Raw genomic sequence first — 15374 nt, forward strand, 5'->3', positions numbered from 1 at the left:
GATGAGCTGAAATGGCAGATACCATTGTGTTGTTCCCGCATTGTGCATGGGAGGACTTCCCTTATCGTGCAATGATCGAGTCAGCCGGCCGCGGGCGGACTGTCTACGTTGTAGCATCGGCAGCCGCAATGGCAGGTGCCCCGGAAGGCTATCGCGCTATCGCACCCGAGGCACTTGTTGCTATTCCGTGGGCAAGTACGGCGGCTGTTGTTTCCCATCCCTGCTGGATTTATGAGATTGCCGGCAGGCAGCCGGAAGCTCTGGTCATGCTTCTCCCCGCTGAGCTTGAGCAAGGGGATGAAGCTTATTTGCACTGTCGCGACGACTTGTGCGCGTCGGCTGCGCTTGTCGTGGCCGGCTCGGAGCCGTTCTACTTCGAGCAGTGGTTTCGGCGCGGCCGCGTCTTCATGCAGGATGGCATCGACACGGCGGCGGACGGGATTGCCACGGCAGCCGTAAGCGATGCGATCAGCGGGAAGGGGGTTGCTTCGCTGGCAAGGCTGCAGCTGCTGCGCCGATGTGATTTTCGCGAGGAGCAGTTGAAGCTGCTGCTGCCATCGGCCATGCAGTCTTTTTTTCAAACGGTTTATTACTATTTGCTTGGTGACACCGATAAGGCCGAGCAGTTGGGTAAGGCGGCGTTCGAGCGGGCGATCTTCACGGGTGATTCCGGGGCGATTTCGACTTATTTTCGCTTCTTATCTGCCATAAGGCTGCTGCAAGGGCGGCTGTCAGCTGCAATTGATACGTATGGGATCAGTGTGGTAACCGATCATGAGCGTGACGCCTTCTCGGAGTTAGTTGGATTACTGGCCGCAGGTCGCAATGAACTCGCCTCAGCGTTGCTCTATCGGCTGAATGACGATTACCGGCATGCCGCTGAACTCCTCGAGCCGCTTGTTGGCAATGCTGAGTCGGATGCCGATGTGCGAAGACGCGCAGCGGAGCTGTTAGTTGAGGTTTATTTGCTGAGCGGGCGGCCTGATGCGGCTTTGCCTCTTCTGGAGACTTTGCGGACGGATAATGTACAGAGTCGTTTGAAACGTTTGCAGATTGAGGGGAAAGTTCTGGCGCTGCAAGGTGAGCGCCATGCTGCCGTGCATGCGATGCTGCAAGCCGCCATGACAGGCATGGACCCGCTGAAAGCCGTCGCTGCGCTGGCCGCAGTCGACTACAAAGCACATCAGCTGGCAGAGGGGGAATATGCGTGAGCGATGCACCTCGGCCGCTTCGGAAGGCAAGCGGCAATAAGCTGACGGCTATGATGCAGGTGCGTAATGAGGCCGGTCGTTATCTGGAGGCCGCATTGGCCGACTTGTCCGGCTTTGTCGATGAAATCGTCATTGTCGATGACGCGAGTGATGACGGGACGCCGGATATTTGCGGCTCCTTCCCTAAGGTGAAACTGCTGGTGCGGCTGGAGGAGCCGCTGTTCGGGCAGGAGGCGCGGCTTCGCCAACTGTTATGGGAAGCGGCCTTGCGGACAGAGCCGGACTGGCTGCTGTCTATCGATGCGGATGAATTCTTCGAACAGAAGGCTAAGACGCGGATCCGAGCACTTATTGACCAGGATCGGTATGACTGGGTTGCTTTTCGCATGTATGATTTCTGGGGCTCGCTCGCCTACTATCGGGACGACCCGTTATGGCAGCTGCATAAGCGGCATACGATGATGCTTGTCCGCTACTTGCCGCTCTACTCCTACTTCTATCCGGCTTGGAATCACCATGTACCGCGGCTGCCGATCTCTTGCGCCGCACTGACAGGCTTCCAATCCGAGCTTCGCGTCAAGCATTACGGCTGGGCAGGCGATGAGGCGCAGCGAAAGGCCAAATACGACCGCTATATGCAAAATGACCCCCTCGGCAAGTGGGGCAGCTTGGAGCATTACGCCTCCATTCTCGATCCCCACCCCCACCTTGTGCGCTGGCAGGAGGATGAGGAAGCAGGTGGTGGGATTTGAAGACCGTTACGATTTTGACGCACAGCTACTTGAACGGTTATTCAGAGGGCGAAGCTTATTCGAGGCCGTTCGGAGGTGGCTTGGAACGGTATATTTTCGACTTATGCCGGGTCATTCAGGCGCGTGGCTGGCGTGCCGTTGTGTATCAGCTGTCGTATTTTCGCAGCTTCGATACGACCTATAACGGTGTAACCGTGCGGGGTTTTGCCTATGAGCTGAATGATATTGCCGGCGCGTTCGAGCGGATGGCCGCTGAAGCTGAGGGGCTAATTATTTACGGGAGCTGCCTGTGGCATCCTATTCGGTATGTACCGGGCAGTATCGGGATTTGTCACGGCGTCAGCTGGGATTGGCATGATATGAGCGAAGTGGTCAAAGCAGATGTCGCCGTTATGATTCAACGGGCGGTCAACGGCTTGGAGCGCATCGTGACCGTTGATTCACATTTCCAGACGTACTGCCGCTCCTGCTGCTCGTACGATGATGCGGAGCGGCTCGTGCTGCTGCCCAACGCAGTGGATACGGCGTGGTTCACGCCGAGGGGCGAGTTGGAGGATGATGGACTAGAGGAGGATCGGTTGGTGGATGGCGAGCTCGTGGATGACGGACTAGCGGACAATCGGCTGGTGGACGGCGGACTAGTAGACGATCGGCTCGAGAATGGCAGACTGGAGAATGAGGCAGTAGAAATAGTGCGGCTGGGGATCGTGACGGAGGCGGATGGCGAGCGAACATTAGAGGAGCGGGCATTAGCGCGAGATGAGGAGTTAGAGGTACAGGTTACGGAGGGCGAGGACTTATACTCGAGCGTAGTTGTAAGTTTTGACTTGGCTGGCGAAGATCTCGGTGAGAGTAATACCTCTGATATACGCGATAATTGCGTAACAAGTGCAACAGGCGATGACGTGGTAGCAGCGAGTGAGAATGCAGCAGGTGACGACGGGGTGGCGGCGAGTGTGGGGCTGGATGTGGCTAGTGATTCGGTTGTAAGTGGCGAAATAGTCGCGCACAATAGCGATCCGGCTAAAGCTTCTATCCACCTGATTAATTTGCCAGAGCTTGTCTCTAGCGGGCGACTTAGACTACTCTATCCGAGGCGGCTGAGCTACGAGCGCGGCATCGTGCCGATGATGCTCATTGCCGATCGACTGCTGGCTGAGATGCCGATGCTGACGGTGGAGTTTGCCGGCGAGCTTGTGGAAGGTACGCCGGTGGCGCTGGCTTTCTACACCTGGCTGAAGAGTCACCCTTACCGCGATCGAATCGTGCATCACACCTATGCTTTTTCTTCTGTGCGGGATGCTTACCGAGCTGCGGATGTCGCCGTTATACCAACCGTCTATTCGGAGGGAACCTCCCTCTCCTGCCTAGAGGCGATGAGCTGCGGCGTTGCCATTGTCGCAACCAATGTCGGCGGCCTCAATGATCTCATTACCGATGGCTTCAACGGACGCCTTGTCCCGCCAACCGAGAATGCGCTGTATGCCGCTGTGCGCGAGCTTCTCCTTGATGAGGAACTCAGACAGCGGTATGGCGCGGATGCAAGGCGCACGGCATTCGCTTTCGATATCGGCCGGTGGCAGCAGCGGTGGGGTTCGTTGTTGGAGGAACAGTTTGAACGACGGGACGCCGGCAGCTGAAAGGCTGCTCTGCCCCGGGATGCGAATTACACTGTGGGAACAGCTCGATTATCACCGTAACGTCCCGCTTGCCCTTTCTCTAGCAACAAAACTAGACATGATACTCTAACGAACCGTAGAGGTCTTATTTACACCAAAAACCTCGATTCTAAATTCTAACGAACCGTACAGGGCTTATTTACTCCCAAACCCGTGCATTTCCGCTTAACTGGGGCAAATAAGACCTCTGTGGTTCGTTAGAATTTTGGAAGCGCCTATTTCTACGAAATAAGACCCCCACGGTTCGTTAGAGTTGTGAGAGGCGAGGCTGAGGAAGGTTAGCGATGCGATTGCCAGCCACCAAGGCGTCTTGACAGTGACCTTACAAGCGCCGAAGTACGATGTGTTGCAGGCGCAAGTTGGTTAAGATTGCGATGAACCATTCCGAGCGTAATACACCTCGATATAGACATAAGGAAGCAGCCCAGATGATTGATCCGGGCTGCTTCCTTTCATTTCATGCCTATATCAGCGTTCGGCGGTTCAGCATGAACGCCTGCCTATGCCAAGCTGTAAATTATTCCGCGGCCTGCTCGCCGCCGCCTGTTCTTGGCTGATATTGATGGTTGACCGAAGCTTCCTCGATATCGCCGGCAGCCCAATGGTTATCCGGAACGTCTTTCCATGGGGAATGCGCAATTCCGTAAAGCGGGCCTCTGCCAAGCACGCGGTTCATGATCGTTACCGCTTCTGCGCGCGTGAGCGTGCTGCCCGGATGGAACGTACCGTCTGTATAGCCTTTCAGATAACCTGCGCTTTGAGCGATCTTGATAGCCGATTCAGCCCAGTGGCCGGCCGTATCGGAATATCCCGCTCCTGCAGGCTGGCCCTTCGGAGCGAAGCTCGCCGTGATCGCAGCCAGCTCCGCACGGGTTACCGGCTGCTCCGGCTTGAAGCTGCCATCCGCATAACCGTGCATTAATCCCATGCGCGTCACTTTTGCAATCGCGTCGGCTGCCCAATAGCCGGTCTTAACGTCAGCGTACGTACGGCTGCCCTCTGTCTCGGATTGCGTGGAGATGCGGGACAGAATCGTCGCCAGCTCTGCACGGGTGATGCTGCCGTTCGGCTTGAACAAACCGCCGTCGTAGCCCTTCACGTAAAACGCATGTGCGAAGATAGGGGAATCGCCTGCGATCTTCATCAGCGCGAACGTACTGAACTTGTTCGTCGTAAATTGAATGCTGCGGACACCGTTAATCGTCGTCAGCGTACCTTGCTTGAACTCTGTAGTGCCGTCGCTGTGCTCAATGTAAACACCAAGCCGCTCCAGCTGCGATTCGCTGATGGTTGCATCCTCGATTGGAAGGACAAGCGTTACATCGCGATTTTGCAAATTCGTCTCGATTTCAACGGGATGACCCATTATCGTCACCTGGCTGCCGCCGGCTGCCGCGATTACGACCTTCGCGCTATTTGCGCGTTTCTCCAGCTCCTTGCCCTTATCCGCTGCTTTGACGGGAACGAGGTTAAAATAAGCATCGTCTTTGAAGTCCTTCAGCGACGCGTTCGGAATTTGAACCGTTACGCCATTCGCCTCCAATTTCACGTCAAGTCCGCTCTCCGCGAGCTGACCGAGCGTCTCTTTCGGAAGTGTGATGCTCGTTAAAGATACTTCCTTCGATACCGGAACCGAGACGATGACAGATTTGTCCCCTGCGGCTTTGGTTTTGTCAATTAACGCCTTCGCGTTGTCGCCGGATAATTTCACTTCGTCCTTGACTGAACCGTCAGGCAGCGTCGTATGCACGATGTCGATTGCGCTTGGATTTGTGTATCCGCCGCCCCCTCCGATATTGATCGGACCTGTCGAATCGGGATTTGCAGAGACATTGACTTTGAGCGCATCGACAAGCATGAGCGCGCCTGTCTTCTTGACGACTTTAAGCTTGTGCACGCCGTCTGTCAGTGACGAGATGCTGAACAAGCTGACCATCGCGTTCCGGGTTGGCGAATTCGCGCTCACCGCCCGCACCAGTTCGCCGTCAATAAAGATACCCATGTTGCCTTGCTCCGGCCCGGTCGGAGACAACAGCTCGACCCCTGTGCCCTTGAACTGATATTCGAAGTAATCGTTGTTTTCTGCCGTCACGTGCACATCATTGGCATAGTCTCCGATGAATGTGAACGTCAGCTTTGTCATACCGACCGGCTGAGCCGCCAAGTACGCCTTATTAATCGTGACTTTATTTCCTGAAATGCTATAATCCGTGCCGTTAACGAGCGTATACGCGCCGTTAGAGATTTCCTTGAGGTTGTCGATGCTGCCAAGCACGTTTACACTCACGTCGGCTTGCAAGGAGGGATTCTTATCGTAATCGGCTGCGGACACATCGATTAGATCGGTTAAACGCACTTTCAGTGCATCGAGCAGCATGAACTGACCGGATTTCTTAACCGCCTTCAGCGTATGAATGCCGGGCGTCAAACCAGAGACCGTATAGACGGCCTGCTGCGGCTTGTTGCTTGCATTAGCTTCATACGTGCTGACCGTTTTGTCGAATGCGCCATCGATATATATATCTACATCGCCTTGGCCTTTATCGACTTCGGTAATGTACGAAATGCCTGTGCCGTTGAACGTGTATGTGAAGAAGCCGCCGTTCGTTTCGAGATAGTGCACGTCTTTGTTGTAGTCGTCAAACGGGCGACCGGTGCTGCGATTCCACGAGCCCGTAAAATTAATATTAGGGTTGTCGTCGTTGATCATCGCGTAGCGTTCCGGCGATGCTGAATTTGTAACGCTGATGGCCAGCGTCTGCGGACTGCTCGCGCTGAATTCAAAGGTCAGGTTCGTCACGCCGACCGGCTGCTGCTGCAAATAGGATTTATTGATCGTCACGAGACCATTTGCGATCGTATAATCCGTACCCTCTGACAACGATGCCGAGCCGTTCTTGATCGCGGTTAGACTGTTGCCGCCGCCAAGCGTCAGTGTCGTCGTGACATTCGCTTGGAGCGATGTTTTCAAATCAAAGGTCGCGGCTAATGGGCTAAGCGACGTACCTGTAACCGCAATCGATATGGATTGCGTATCTCCTCCTGCAAAGCCGAAATTCAGCACGGTCGATTGGCCGGAAGGCTGCTGCATGAGATAGCTTTGCTTGATCGTCACGTCGCTGCCGGTAATCGAATAATCGGTATTGGCCGCAAGCGATGCCGCTCCGTTCTTGATGCCCGTCAGCGAGCTTGCTCCATACGGCAGATGAACCGTAATATCAGCAGGCACGTCCTTGCTGAAGCTGGATGCGGACGGCTGATCAAGGAGTGAATCCGTCGTAACCTTCAGCGCATCAAGGATAAAGTAATATTGGCCGCTACCGTTGCGTACGACGCGAATGGTATGTGGGCCAGGTGCCAAGTCGGTCTTGCTGAAGACGACGTATTGGCCGGCCTGCGGCGTGCCTTCGGTATTCACCGTTACGGCTGCTTCGTTGTCGATATATACGTCCAGCTTGCCGTTGCTGCCGCCTTTCTCGGACCACAGCTCAATGCCGGTGCCGTTAAAGCTATATGTGAATTCAGGTTCCTTCCCGTTATCGGGTTCACCGTAGTGCACGTCGTTCATGTAATCGGACAGCCCGTTTCTATTATTGCTGTAGCCCCACCTGTTGGAGTAGGAAATAGCCGGATCATTGTCATTGATGATGACCGTATGCGATACAGCCGCAATACCAAGATCCTGACCCGATGGCTGCGAGTTGTCGCTGCTATCCTGCGTAACATGCGGAGTCGAAGATGAGGTCGAATCGGTTACCGCGATGGATAGATCTTCCGCATCGCCTGCCAGCTCTTTGCCGCCATTGCGAGTCCATGTTCCCGTATAACGCATGCCCGTATCGTCATTGTTGACGAGCGACGTTCCGGCTTGCGCCGTTACCTTAAGCAATCGCGAAGCATGCGGTTCGAGCGTACCCGAACCAAAGCCCGTCGCAAATTGGCCCAAATCCTTATGTGCCCACAGATCACGGACGGAAGCAGTGCCGGTGAGGCCGATATCCTTCCAATTCACATTCACCGCGGCTGCTTTGTTGCCAAGGTTGTACAAGGCGACCGTATACGTGCCGTCGCCATTATTGGCATACCACACCTGCTGATTGGAAGACATGGATACCGGATGCGCCGGACGGCCCGCCTGATTGACGGCGATAACCTCGTCGTTCGTCAGCAGCTCCAGTCCGTAATCATCCAGATTGCTTAAATCATCACCGGTATAGAGCTGTGCCGACGATGAAGCCCACAGCGTCATCGCCGTCTGCCGTTCATCCTTCGTCAGTCCCGATGTCAGTCCATTGCCAATATTGAGGGAGTCAAAATCGTTCCAGCCGCCCGGACCTGCATCCCGCCACCACAGCGCGGCATCCGGGAACAAGCGGGCAATGTTGGCCCACGTCGTCATGCCGACTTCGCGGTCGTAGGATTCCACATCCCAGTCTACGCGCCAGCCGTTCGCGTATTTCTTCCAGAAATCCACGTAGTTATGATCGAGCGCCCATGAAAGCTCGAACCAAATATGGCGTTTGCTAAGCGCCTCGGACCACGCTTTGACATCGTCCCGCGAGTCAATCGACGTGTCGTTATGGCCGGAGCCCGGCGTAACGCTGTCGAACTTCACGAAGTCCACGCCCCACGCAACCAGCTGATCCGCGACGGAATCGACGTATCTCTGCGCGCACGGATTGCTGAAATCGATCTTGTAGCCAATGTTCCAGTAGTCCGCCGTCGTGTGAGGCGTTACGGCAATATCGTTAACGAAACAATCTGTTGTTCCATAAACCGGAATCCGCGTCGTTGAATTGATGGCCGCCGGAGAGATGCCGGGAATCATGTAAATCCCGAGTTTCTGTCCGTTGGCATGAACGTACTTGACAAGATTCTCAAATCCTCCCGGATAGAGCGTCGTGCTCGGAACAGGACGTCCGTATTCGTCCATGCTGCCGTTCCAGCCGGCATCAATATTAATATAGTTATAACCGTGCGCCTGCAGCTTCTCGCGCATCGCATCGGACATTTGCTTGATTTTCGCCTCGGAAACCCAATTTCCCGACGGGCCGTCATATACTTGCATGCTGTAGCTGCTCCAGCCCATGTATGGCTTTAACGCTAATCCGTTGTCGGCCGCTTCCGCCACGTTGGCGTGCGGAGGCACATAGCCAATCTGCGCGATGGCAATCATGGCCAAAAGAAGGCCCAGCCAGATTTTTCTTCGGCGCTGCGATTTGTTTTTCAATTCCTTCAGTCCCCTTTGTCATTAGAAAATAGCCTCTTGCTGCACCGAGTGCATTCATCCGCGTTTATGTACGGCGAGCGGACGCTGCCATTCCCCCTTTCTCCCGATATGACAATCTGCATGAACGACGACAACCGCACCAGCTAACCTGAAAGCGCTTCAATTTATCGATAAAAAAATTACTGCTGCCAAGCTTCCAACAGCAAGTAACTATCGGCATAAAATGTATGACAGCGCTTTCCACACGACCGATTATATAAGAACTTTTCACGGCGGAGATAGGTACACTTCCGTCCAAAACCGTACGAATTGCCCGATTATGGGGGTACAAATCGTCCTCCACAGGGCCTCTTTGGGTGTTGTTATGATGATTTTGCCATTCCGATCCTTATGCCTGTCCCATTCCCGCCGATTGGCGTTTCACGAGACGGACGAGGATGATGGTACATGTGTAGGACAGATTGCATTGCTCCAAAAAGCTCGATTTAAGGTTCTAACGAATCCGAGAGTTCACGTCCCCTATAGATTCTAACGAATCGTAGAGGTCTTATTTGCTCTTATAACCTCGATTCGAAATTCTAACGAATCCTACAGGTCTTATTTGCACCGAAACCCGTGCATTTACGCATAATTCGGTCAAATAAGTCCTCTGTGGTTCGTTAGAATTTTGGAGGTGCCTATTTTTACCAAAGAAGACCTCCACGGTTCGTTAGAGTGACGAGGGGCCGGGGAGAAGTTGATCGTGTAAGAGGAATAGGTTGGCGGAGAGGCTATTGCATCATTAAAGGAGCACCTCGTAGGATGGCGGCGGGAGGTTGGAGAGAAGTTAGTGATGTGAATGGGAGCGGTTGGCGAGGATCTGCCGAATGGCTACCGAGCGACTGCGGAGCAACTTTAGTTTGCAAGCACAGTAGTTCCGAGCACCAGCTCCAGCAGCTTCTCGCTTTGAAGCTCGGGCAACAGCTCCGGCCCCTCGTCGCAATATGCCCTTGCCTGCTTGGCAAAAGCGGCGGCAAGCCCCGCTGCTGCTGCTCGCGATTGCCATGGGCGCGCGCCCGCGACTCCAATCGCGGCGGAAAGCTCATCCGCTGCTGTCCGCCAACTTCCGCCCAAGGCGGCAGTCCAACCGGCGGCCAAGCAGCGCTGCGCCTCGGCCACCGGCGACCGCGCCATCACTGCGGCCGGGCCGCCCCATGCCTCAAGTAAACCCAGCGCATCGTCCTGCCGAGCTAACCAGACACTTCTGAGCAGCGGCCTCATCACTGCAATAGTCGAGACTGCAGCCGAACTCGAATTCAATTGCATACCGCGCAAGAGTATCCAAATCGGCTCGCCCTCATTTTCGCTCAAACCGAGATCACTAAGTATGGCTTCCATCTCACCTGATGGATACCCATCACAAGACGACGACCCGCTTCCTGAAGAGGCTTCCAGTAACCATTCTCCTGCTTGCCGCCAATGCCTCCGAATCGGGGCATGCAGCAGTCCCAGCAGCAATAGCCGCTGCCAAGCCGGCCAGTAATCCGGCTTATGCGCAAGCGCCGATACATACGCCTGTGCTGCCTCTTCAAACCGATAAAGCCGCTCCAGCGCAGCGCCCCCTATATAACGCGAGCGAAATGTCCCTGCACCTTCAGCGGTCGAATAATTAGCCGGAACCTTACCTATGGACGCCGAAACCGCACACCCTAGCGCCGCTTCTGCATCATCGAGGTCAAGCAGCACTTCGCCTCTGGCTGTATGCATATCAGCAAAATCCGGGTAACGCAGCACCCCAACCTTGGCGTAGCGAGCGGCATCATTCAATCGGCCTGCAGCTCTGCAGCCGTGAACGATTTTGAGCAGCAGATCTGAGCCGTAACCTTGGTCCTGCACGATCGCCGCATCCACTAGCGGTTCCAACCACTTCAACGCCGCGTTGTACCTGCCCGCTGTAAACAACTCCGTTCCCGCCGCATAACGAAGAATCGGATCGTTCGGTTCACTCGCTAAAGCAAGCGAAAGCAGCCGCCCATTCCGAGCAAATTTCCTGCGCTCCGCAATGATTTCATCCCGATAGCCTTCATGCCAAATTTCAACGCCGGGTGCAAGTCCAATACGCTCCTCGCCCCCAAGTTCGATAATGCTCGAGGCCGCTTCTTCGTGAATAATGCCGCGAAAATGAACCCGTTCATCATTGCGAAAAATCCTGCATACCGCATCCGTCACGACACTCACGGAACCCGCACCCGAGCTGCCCCCAACCCAGCTGTGCAGCTTAACATAGTAGCCCCACTTGGACGAATCGGCCAGCAGCGCCTCCCACTTCTCCGCGGAGGCAACCACTAACCGCTCATCGGCGTCGAGTACCAGAATCCACGGCTGTCCCGCTGCGGCAAGTGAACGATTTCGTGCTGAGGCAAAATCATCCTTCCACGCCATCTGCATCACTTTGGCACCGAAAGCTTCGCCGATTGCAATTGTATCGTCCGTGGAGCCGGTATCTACAACGATTATTTCTGCAACATACGGTGCTGCGGATCGCAAACACTCCGCTAGAAACCGACTCTCATTCCGCACAATCATACATAAGGAAACGGGCAGTACCCTCCCGCCACCCCCACTCCCGTTCACCGCATCACATTGCCCGATCATCGCTAATGCTCACTCCCTGCAGGCAGCAGCAACCGAATGCTTGCTGCAGCTTGTTGTAGCAATGAAGCATCACTCTGCTGCAGTCGGCTCAAGTGATAATCCGCAAGTCCGCAGAGCGCCTGCACAGATGCGCGAATTCCCTTCTCCGAACCTGAACCATCGAAGGCAGCAGGCGGTTTCAAATCTAAGTACTGCCCGATGACTGCCCTCACCTTCTCTATCGCTCCCTCAGCTTGTACGGACGCGTTCTCCCGCATGGCCTCGCTGCTTCGCAGCAATAGCGGCAGCCAGCGAACGGCTCCAGCCGGATACCGCTGATCTCCAGCTCCATCGAGCCACGACGCAGCGGCCGAAAGCTCCGTCACGAGCGCCTGACCTGCCGCATGCGTCGTCTCCTCAGGACCAAGCCCTTCCTCCAGCCGCACGCATGCCGCCGCTAACACTTTCCACGGCAGAAGCGCGACTCGCTCCTCGTCTGACGCCACCGTAAGCCGATGATCCAGCCATAGCTGCAAGGCCTTGTAACAATTGTTATTCAGCATGACACCGGCCAGCTTCACCGCAGCCTGCGGCGAATCCACTGTAAACCGTTCACTTGCAAAAGCAGCCAACTGCTCCGGGCAACTCGCAATGCGCATCATATGGCACAACCGCTGCAGCGGCAAAAGCAGACTCCCCCTGTACCGCACCGCTTCCGCGTACCAATGGGCCGCTGTCTCATAATCAAGCTCCGCTTCATGCATCGAGCCCAGCCAATAGGCGGATTGATACGTACCCATCCCATCCTCCGTATGATAAATCGCCGGCGCACGCCCGATATGAATAGCCGCCGCGAACGCTTCGGCCGCCCTGCGCCATTGGCCGAGCACAGCAAGACTGACCCCTTTGGCATGCCACAAATCCGGGTAATCCGGATACCAAACCTGACTCTCCTCCAGAAGTGCCAGCGCATCCTGCCATCTCCGGAGAGCCTGCAAGCCATGAACTTCATGCTTCACGAGCAGATGGGCATAGCTGACTGAGGCATAATCAATACCGTCTCTTGCCCGGCGAAAAGCGCCAACCGCTTCCTCCACTTCACCGCCGCGAAAATATTCCACGCCAAGGTTATACCAATTAAACCGATTATTCGGCTCCTCCTTGATCGCTTGCTCCAGCAGGGTGCGGTTGCGCTGCAGCTTGTTTTTGGCCGCGACGACCTCCCGTTTGTACCCATAGTGATGAATAATCACATCGCTGAGATGAAACCTGGCATGCGGTGTATACTGCGTAATCGGACCGGCAATTTGCTCATGAATGCGTCCCTCGAACCGGTAGCGCGGATCGTTGCGAAACATGCGAAGCACAGGGTTAATGGTCGCCCCTTCGCTCCGGCCGTCGCTCATGTAATTCCAGATGTTCAGAAAATAAGCCGTAATCTCCTGCTCCTGAGCCAGCAGTCGAAGCTGCATCCCCGTAGCCTCGTCCAGCTCCTCATCCGCATCCAGAAACAACACCCACTCGCCACCGGCGCGGGCTAACCCCTTATTGCGTGCAGCTGCAAAATTCCCCGTCCACTCGCTCCGCACCACGATTGCACCGTATTTCCGCGCAATGGCAACCGTAGCATCCGTCGATCCCGTATCCACGACGATCATTTGATCCACGATGCCTTGCACGCTTTGCAGGCAGCGCGGCAAATCCCTTGACTCGTCTTTCACAATCATGCACAGCGTAATCAGAGGCTTTGCTATTGATTTATCCGACTTGGACATGGGCCCGCCTCCTTTGCGCGGCGCTGAACTTCGTCCGCCAGCCTGCTGCCTGTACACGGATCAATGCCGTGCCGATTTGTTCCAAATCCGTATGCGGCCAGCCGCCTCCAAACTGCTGCGATTGCGAGGAAGCTGCCGCCGCCCACGGCAGCAGCGCTTCCCTTGCCAGCGACAATGAACAAGCGGCGGCACCAAGCCGCGCCCGCTCCGGCACGGCACCTTGCTGCAGCGCCTGCTCAAACAAGGACAATGCCTCGCCGTACAGCTGCTTCCCATAGAGAATTTCACCGAGGCAAAATAACTCCGTCGCCCGCAGCTTCCTGCTCTCCATAGCAGATAGCAGCAGACCTGCTGCCGCATGCGTATAGCCATTCAGATATAAACGTTCCGCGTACCCTTCACGCAGCTCGGCTCCGGTTTCTTGCAGCATGCCTGCCAAAGGCAGCAGACCAAGCCGGAGTGCGCGGTCCAGCAGCAGACTCGCAAAGTCAGCCCGAATCGCCAATCCGCTGAGTGTTCCCGCCAAGAAGCCGTCCATAGCAAGCAGCACGGCTTCCAGCTGCTGCACCTCAGCATCTGCGCTGCCATGCAGCAAGCCGCGCAGCCCTTCATGGAGCGCCCCGCCTTCACTCCAACTGCAAAGGGCCGCATCCACGCAAAGCTCCAACCAGTACGGCACTTTCGACGTCAGCAAAGGCTGTAGCCCCGACGACTCGCCGCTGCTCGCCACCGAGCTAACTCCATGCTGCAGCTCGCCTTCCGCTCCCGCCCCCAGCGCTTCCAGCAGCACCGCCCGCGCCTCGCCCGCGTGCCCGGCGCCGACCAGGCACGCCGCGTACTCGCGCGCATCCGCCGGCGCGAGTGGCTGCGCCGCGCGCCATAGCGGCAGTGCGGCGGCATACGCGCCTATGCCGCCAAGCACCCGGGCCTGCAGCGCCAAATCCCCCGGCGCTGCAAGCCCAACGCTCGAAGCCAGCGCTGCGCGTATGGCTTCATCGCGCTCGCCCGCGGCCTGCTGCTGCTCCGCCCAGCCGGCCAGGGCAGGGCCAAACCGCGGCGCCTCACGGGCCGCCGCCGCGTACAAGCGCTGCGCGCTGTCGCCCCGGCCGAGCGCCGCCTCGGCCGCGGCCAAACCGCAGCGGGCGCGATACGTCCCCGCGCCCGCCTCTGCCACATACCGGGCGGCGGCAGACCCCGCCGCCCCCGCTTCCAGCGCCGCCTCGTAGGCGCTGCGCGCTTCCATGACGCGCCGCTGGCGCATGAGGCTGTCGCCGTAGAGCAGGTGCACGTCAGGGTAGTCCGCATAGCGGTCTACCTCCCGATGCAGCAGCGCGGCGGCTCCGCCGGCGTCATCCAGCGCAAGCAGCGCCTTCGCCCAGTCCCGGATAAGGACGGGGCGATACGGCGCTTCTGCGCGCACAAACAAATAAGCCAAAGCGAACGCCGTACAGGCATCCTTTGGCTTATTCAATTGGCAAAGCGTAACGCCTTTGTTATAGAGGTGAAACGGATCGTCGGGCTGCAGCAGCAGTGCTTTCTCTACAAGTCGTAAGTTCCGCTCTGCCTTTCCTTTACGAGCAATAACGTCAGGCATGTACCCGTCATGCTCCAACGTCAGCCTGCAAACCGGACCATCGACGGCAGTGGGACTAGAGCCGGGCCGGACAAGCTGCTCATGAATGACGCCTTGATAGCGAATGCCGCGATCTGCCCGGAACAGTCGCACGGCTTCATGACCGACCGTCTCTCCAATCCCGCCGCCGTAACGGTTCTCCATCGTCACACGATAAGCATCCGCCTGCGCGCTGCGCAGCAGTCCCCGAAGGTCTGTCCGCTGCACACTCGCCCCAAGGTACTCATCAGCATCCAGTACAAGCACCCATATCGTTCGAGCCGCATCCAGCCCGGCATTCCGAGCCGCAGCAAAATCATCCTCCCACGTCTGATGAATAACCCGTGCCCCATACGCTTCCGCAATAGCGGCCGTACGGTCCACAGAGCCGGTATCCGTAACGATGATTTCGTCTGCAAACCCCTGCACGCTTTGAAGACAGCGTCCAAGAACGTCCTCTTCGTTGCAAGCGAGGACATGAATGCCGAGCAGCATGCGATCA

7 protein-coding genes are annotated in these 15374 nt (G+C 56.5%); 3 read left to right on the forward strand and 4 right to left on the reverse strand.

Going from position 1 to position 15374, the window contains the following annotated elements; translation table 11 throughout:
• Positions 1–11: 11 nt before the first annotated feature.
• Genes AC0YNS_RS21980 through AC0YNS_RS21990 form a run of 3 tightly spaced genes read left to right on the forward strand, consistent with a single transcriptional unit; the run spans position 12 to position 3603 of the window.
• On the forward strand, positions 12–1211 hold the full coding sequence (locus AC0YNS_RS21980; RefSeq protein ID WP_475783102.1) for a tetratricopeptide repeat protein: 1200 nt from the start codon (positions 12–14) through the stop codon (positions 1209–1211).
• On the forward strand, positions 1208–1963 hold the full coding sequence (locus AC0YNS_RS21985; RefSeq protein WP_475783103.1) for a glycosyltransferase family 2 protein: 756 nt from the start codon (positions 1208–1210) through the stop codon (positions 1961–1963). The genes AC0YNS_RS21980 and AC0YNS_RS21985 overlap by 4 nt, the downstream gene beginning before the upstream one ends.
• Entirely contained in the window at positions 1960–3603 is a 1644-nt protein-coding gene (locus tag AC0YNS_RS21990; RefSeq protein ID WP_475783104.1) for a glycosyltransferase, read from the forward strand. The genes AC0YNS_RS21985 and AC0YNS_RS21990 overlap by 4 nt, the downstream gene beginning before the upstream one ends.
• 556 nt (positions 3604–4159) lie before the next feature.
• On the opposite strand, the gene AC0YNS_RS21995 is transcribed toward AC0YNS_RS21990, so the two are convergent.
• The 4 genes from AC0YNS_RS21995 to AC0YNS_RS22010 all read right to left on the reverse strand — a co-directional run bounded on the left by AC0YNS_RS21995 (position 4160) and on the right by AC0YNS_RS22010 (position 15367).
• The gene (locus AC0YNS_RS21995) at positions 4160–8872 is read right to left on the reverse strand and encodes a X2-like carbohydrate binding domain-containing protein (protein WP_475783105.1); all 4713 of its coding nucleotides are present in this window, start codon (positions 8870–8872) and stop codon (positions 4160–4162) included.
• An 894-nt stretch (positions 8873–9766) separates the two neighbouring features.
• Complete coding sequence (locus AC0YNS_RS22000) at positions 9767–11506, reverse strand: glycosyltransferase family 2 protein (protein WP_475783106.1); 1740 nt, start codon at positions 11504–11506, stop codon at positions 9767–9769.
• 2 nt (positions 11507–11508) lie between these two features.
• The gene (locus AC0YNS_RS22005) at positions 11509–13260 is read right to left on the reverse strand and encodes a glycosyltransferase (protein WP_475783107.1); all 1752 of its coding nucleotides are present in this window, start codon (positions 13258–13260) and stop codon (positions 11509–11511) included.
• Positions 13244–15367, reverse strand: coding sequence for a glycosyltransferase (locus AC0YNS_RS22010; RefSeq protein ID WP_475783108.1), 2124 nt, complete (start codon positions 15365–15367; stop codon positions 13244–13246). Before AC0YNS_RS22010 ends, AC0YNS_RS22005 begins: the two co-directional genes overlap by 17 nt.
• Positions 15368–15374: the final 7 nt, after the last annotated feature.

It is taken from the genome of Paenibacillus sp. J22FR21, assembly GCF_056269135.1.

Coding starts and splice junctions, on each gene's coding strand:
- AC0YNS_RS22005 (WP_475783107.1), bottom strand. CDS start 13,260: ATGTCCAAGTCGGATAAATCAATAGCAAAGCCTCTGATTACGCTGTGC.
- AC0YNS_RS22000 (WP_475783106.1), bottom strand. CDS start 11,506: ATGATCGGGCAATGTGATGCGGTGAACGGGAGTGGGGGTGGCGGGAGG.
- AC0YNS_RS21980 (WP_475783102.1), top strand. CDS start 12: ATGGCAGATACCATTGTGTTGTTCCCGCATTGTGCATGGGAGGACTTC.
- AC0YNS_RS22010 (WP_475783108.1), bottom strand. CDS start 15,367: ATGCTGCTCGGCATTCATGTCCTCGCTTGCAACGAAGAGGACGTTCTT.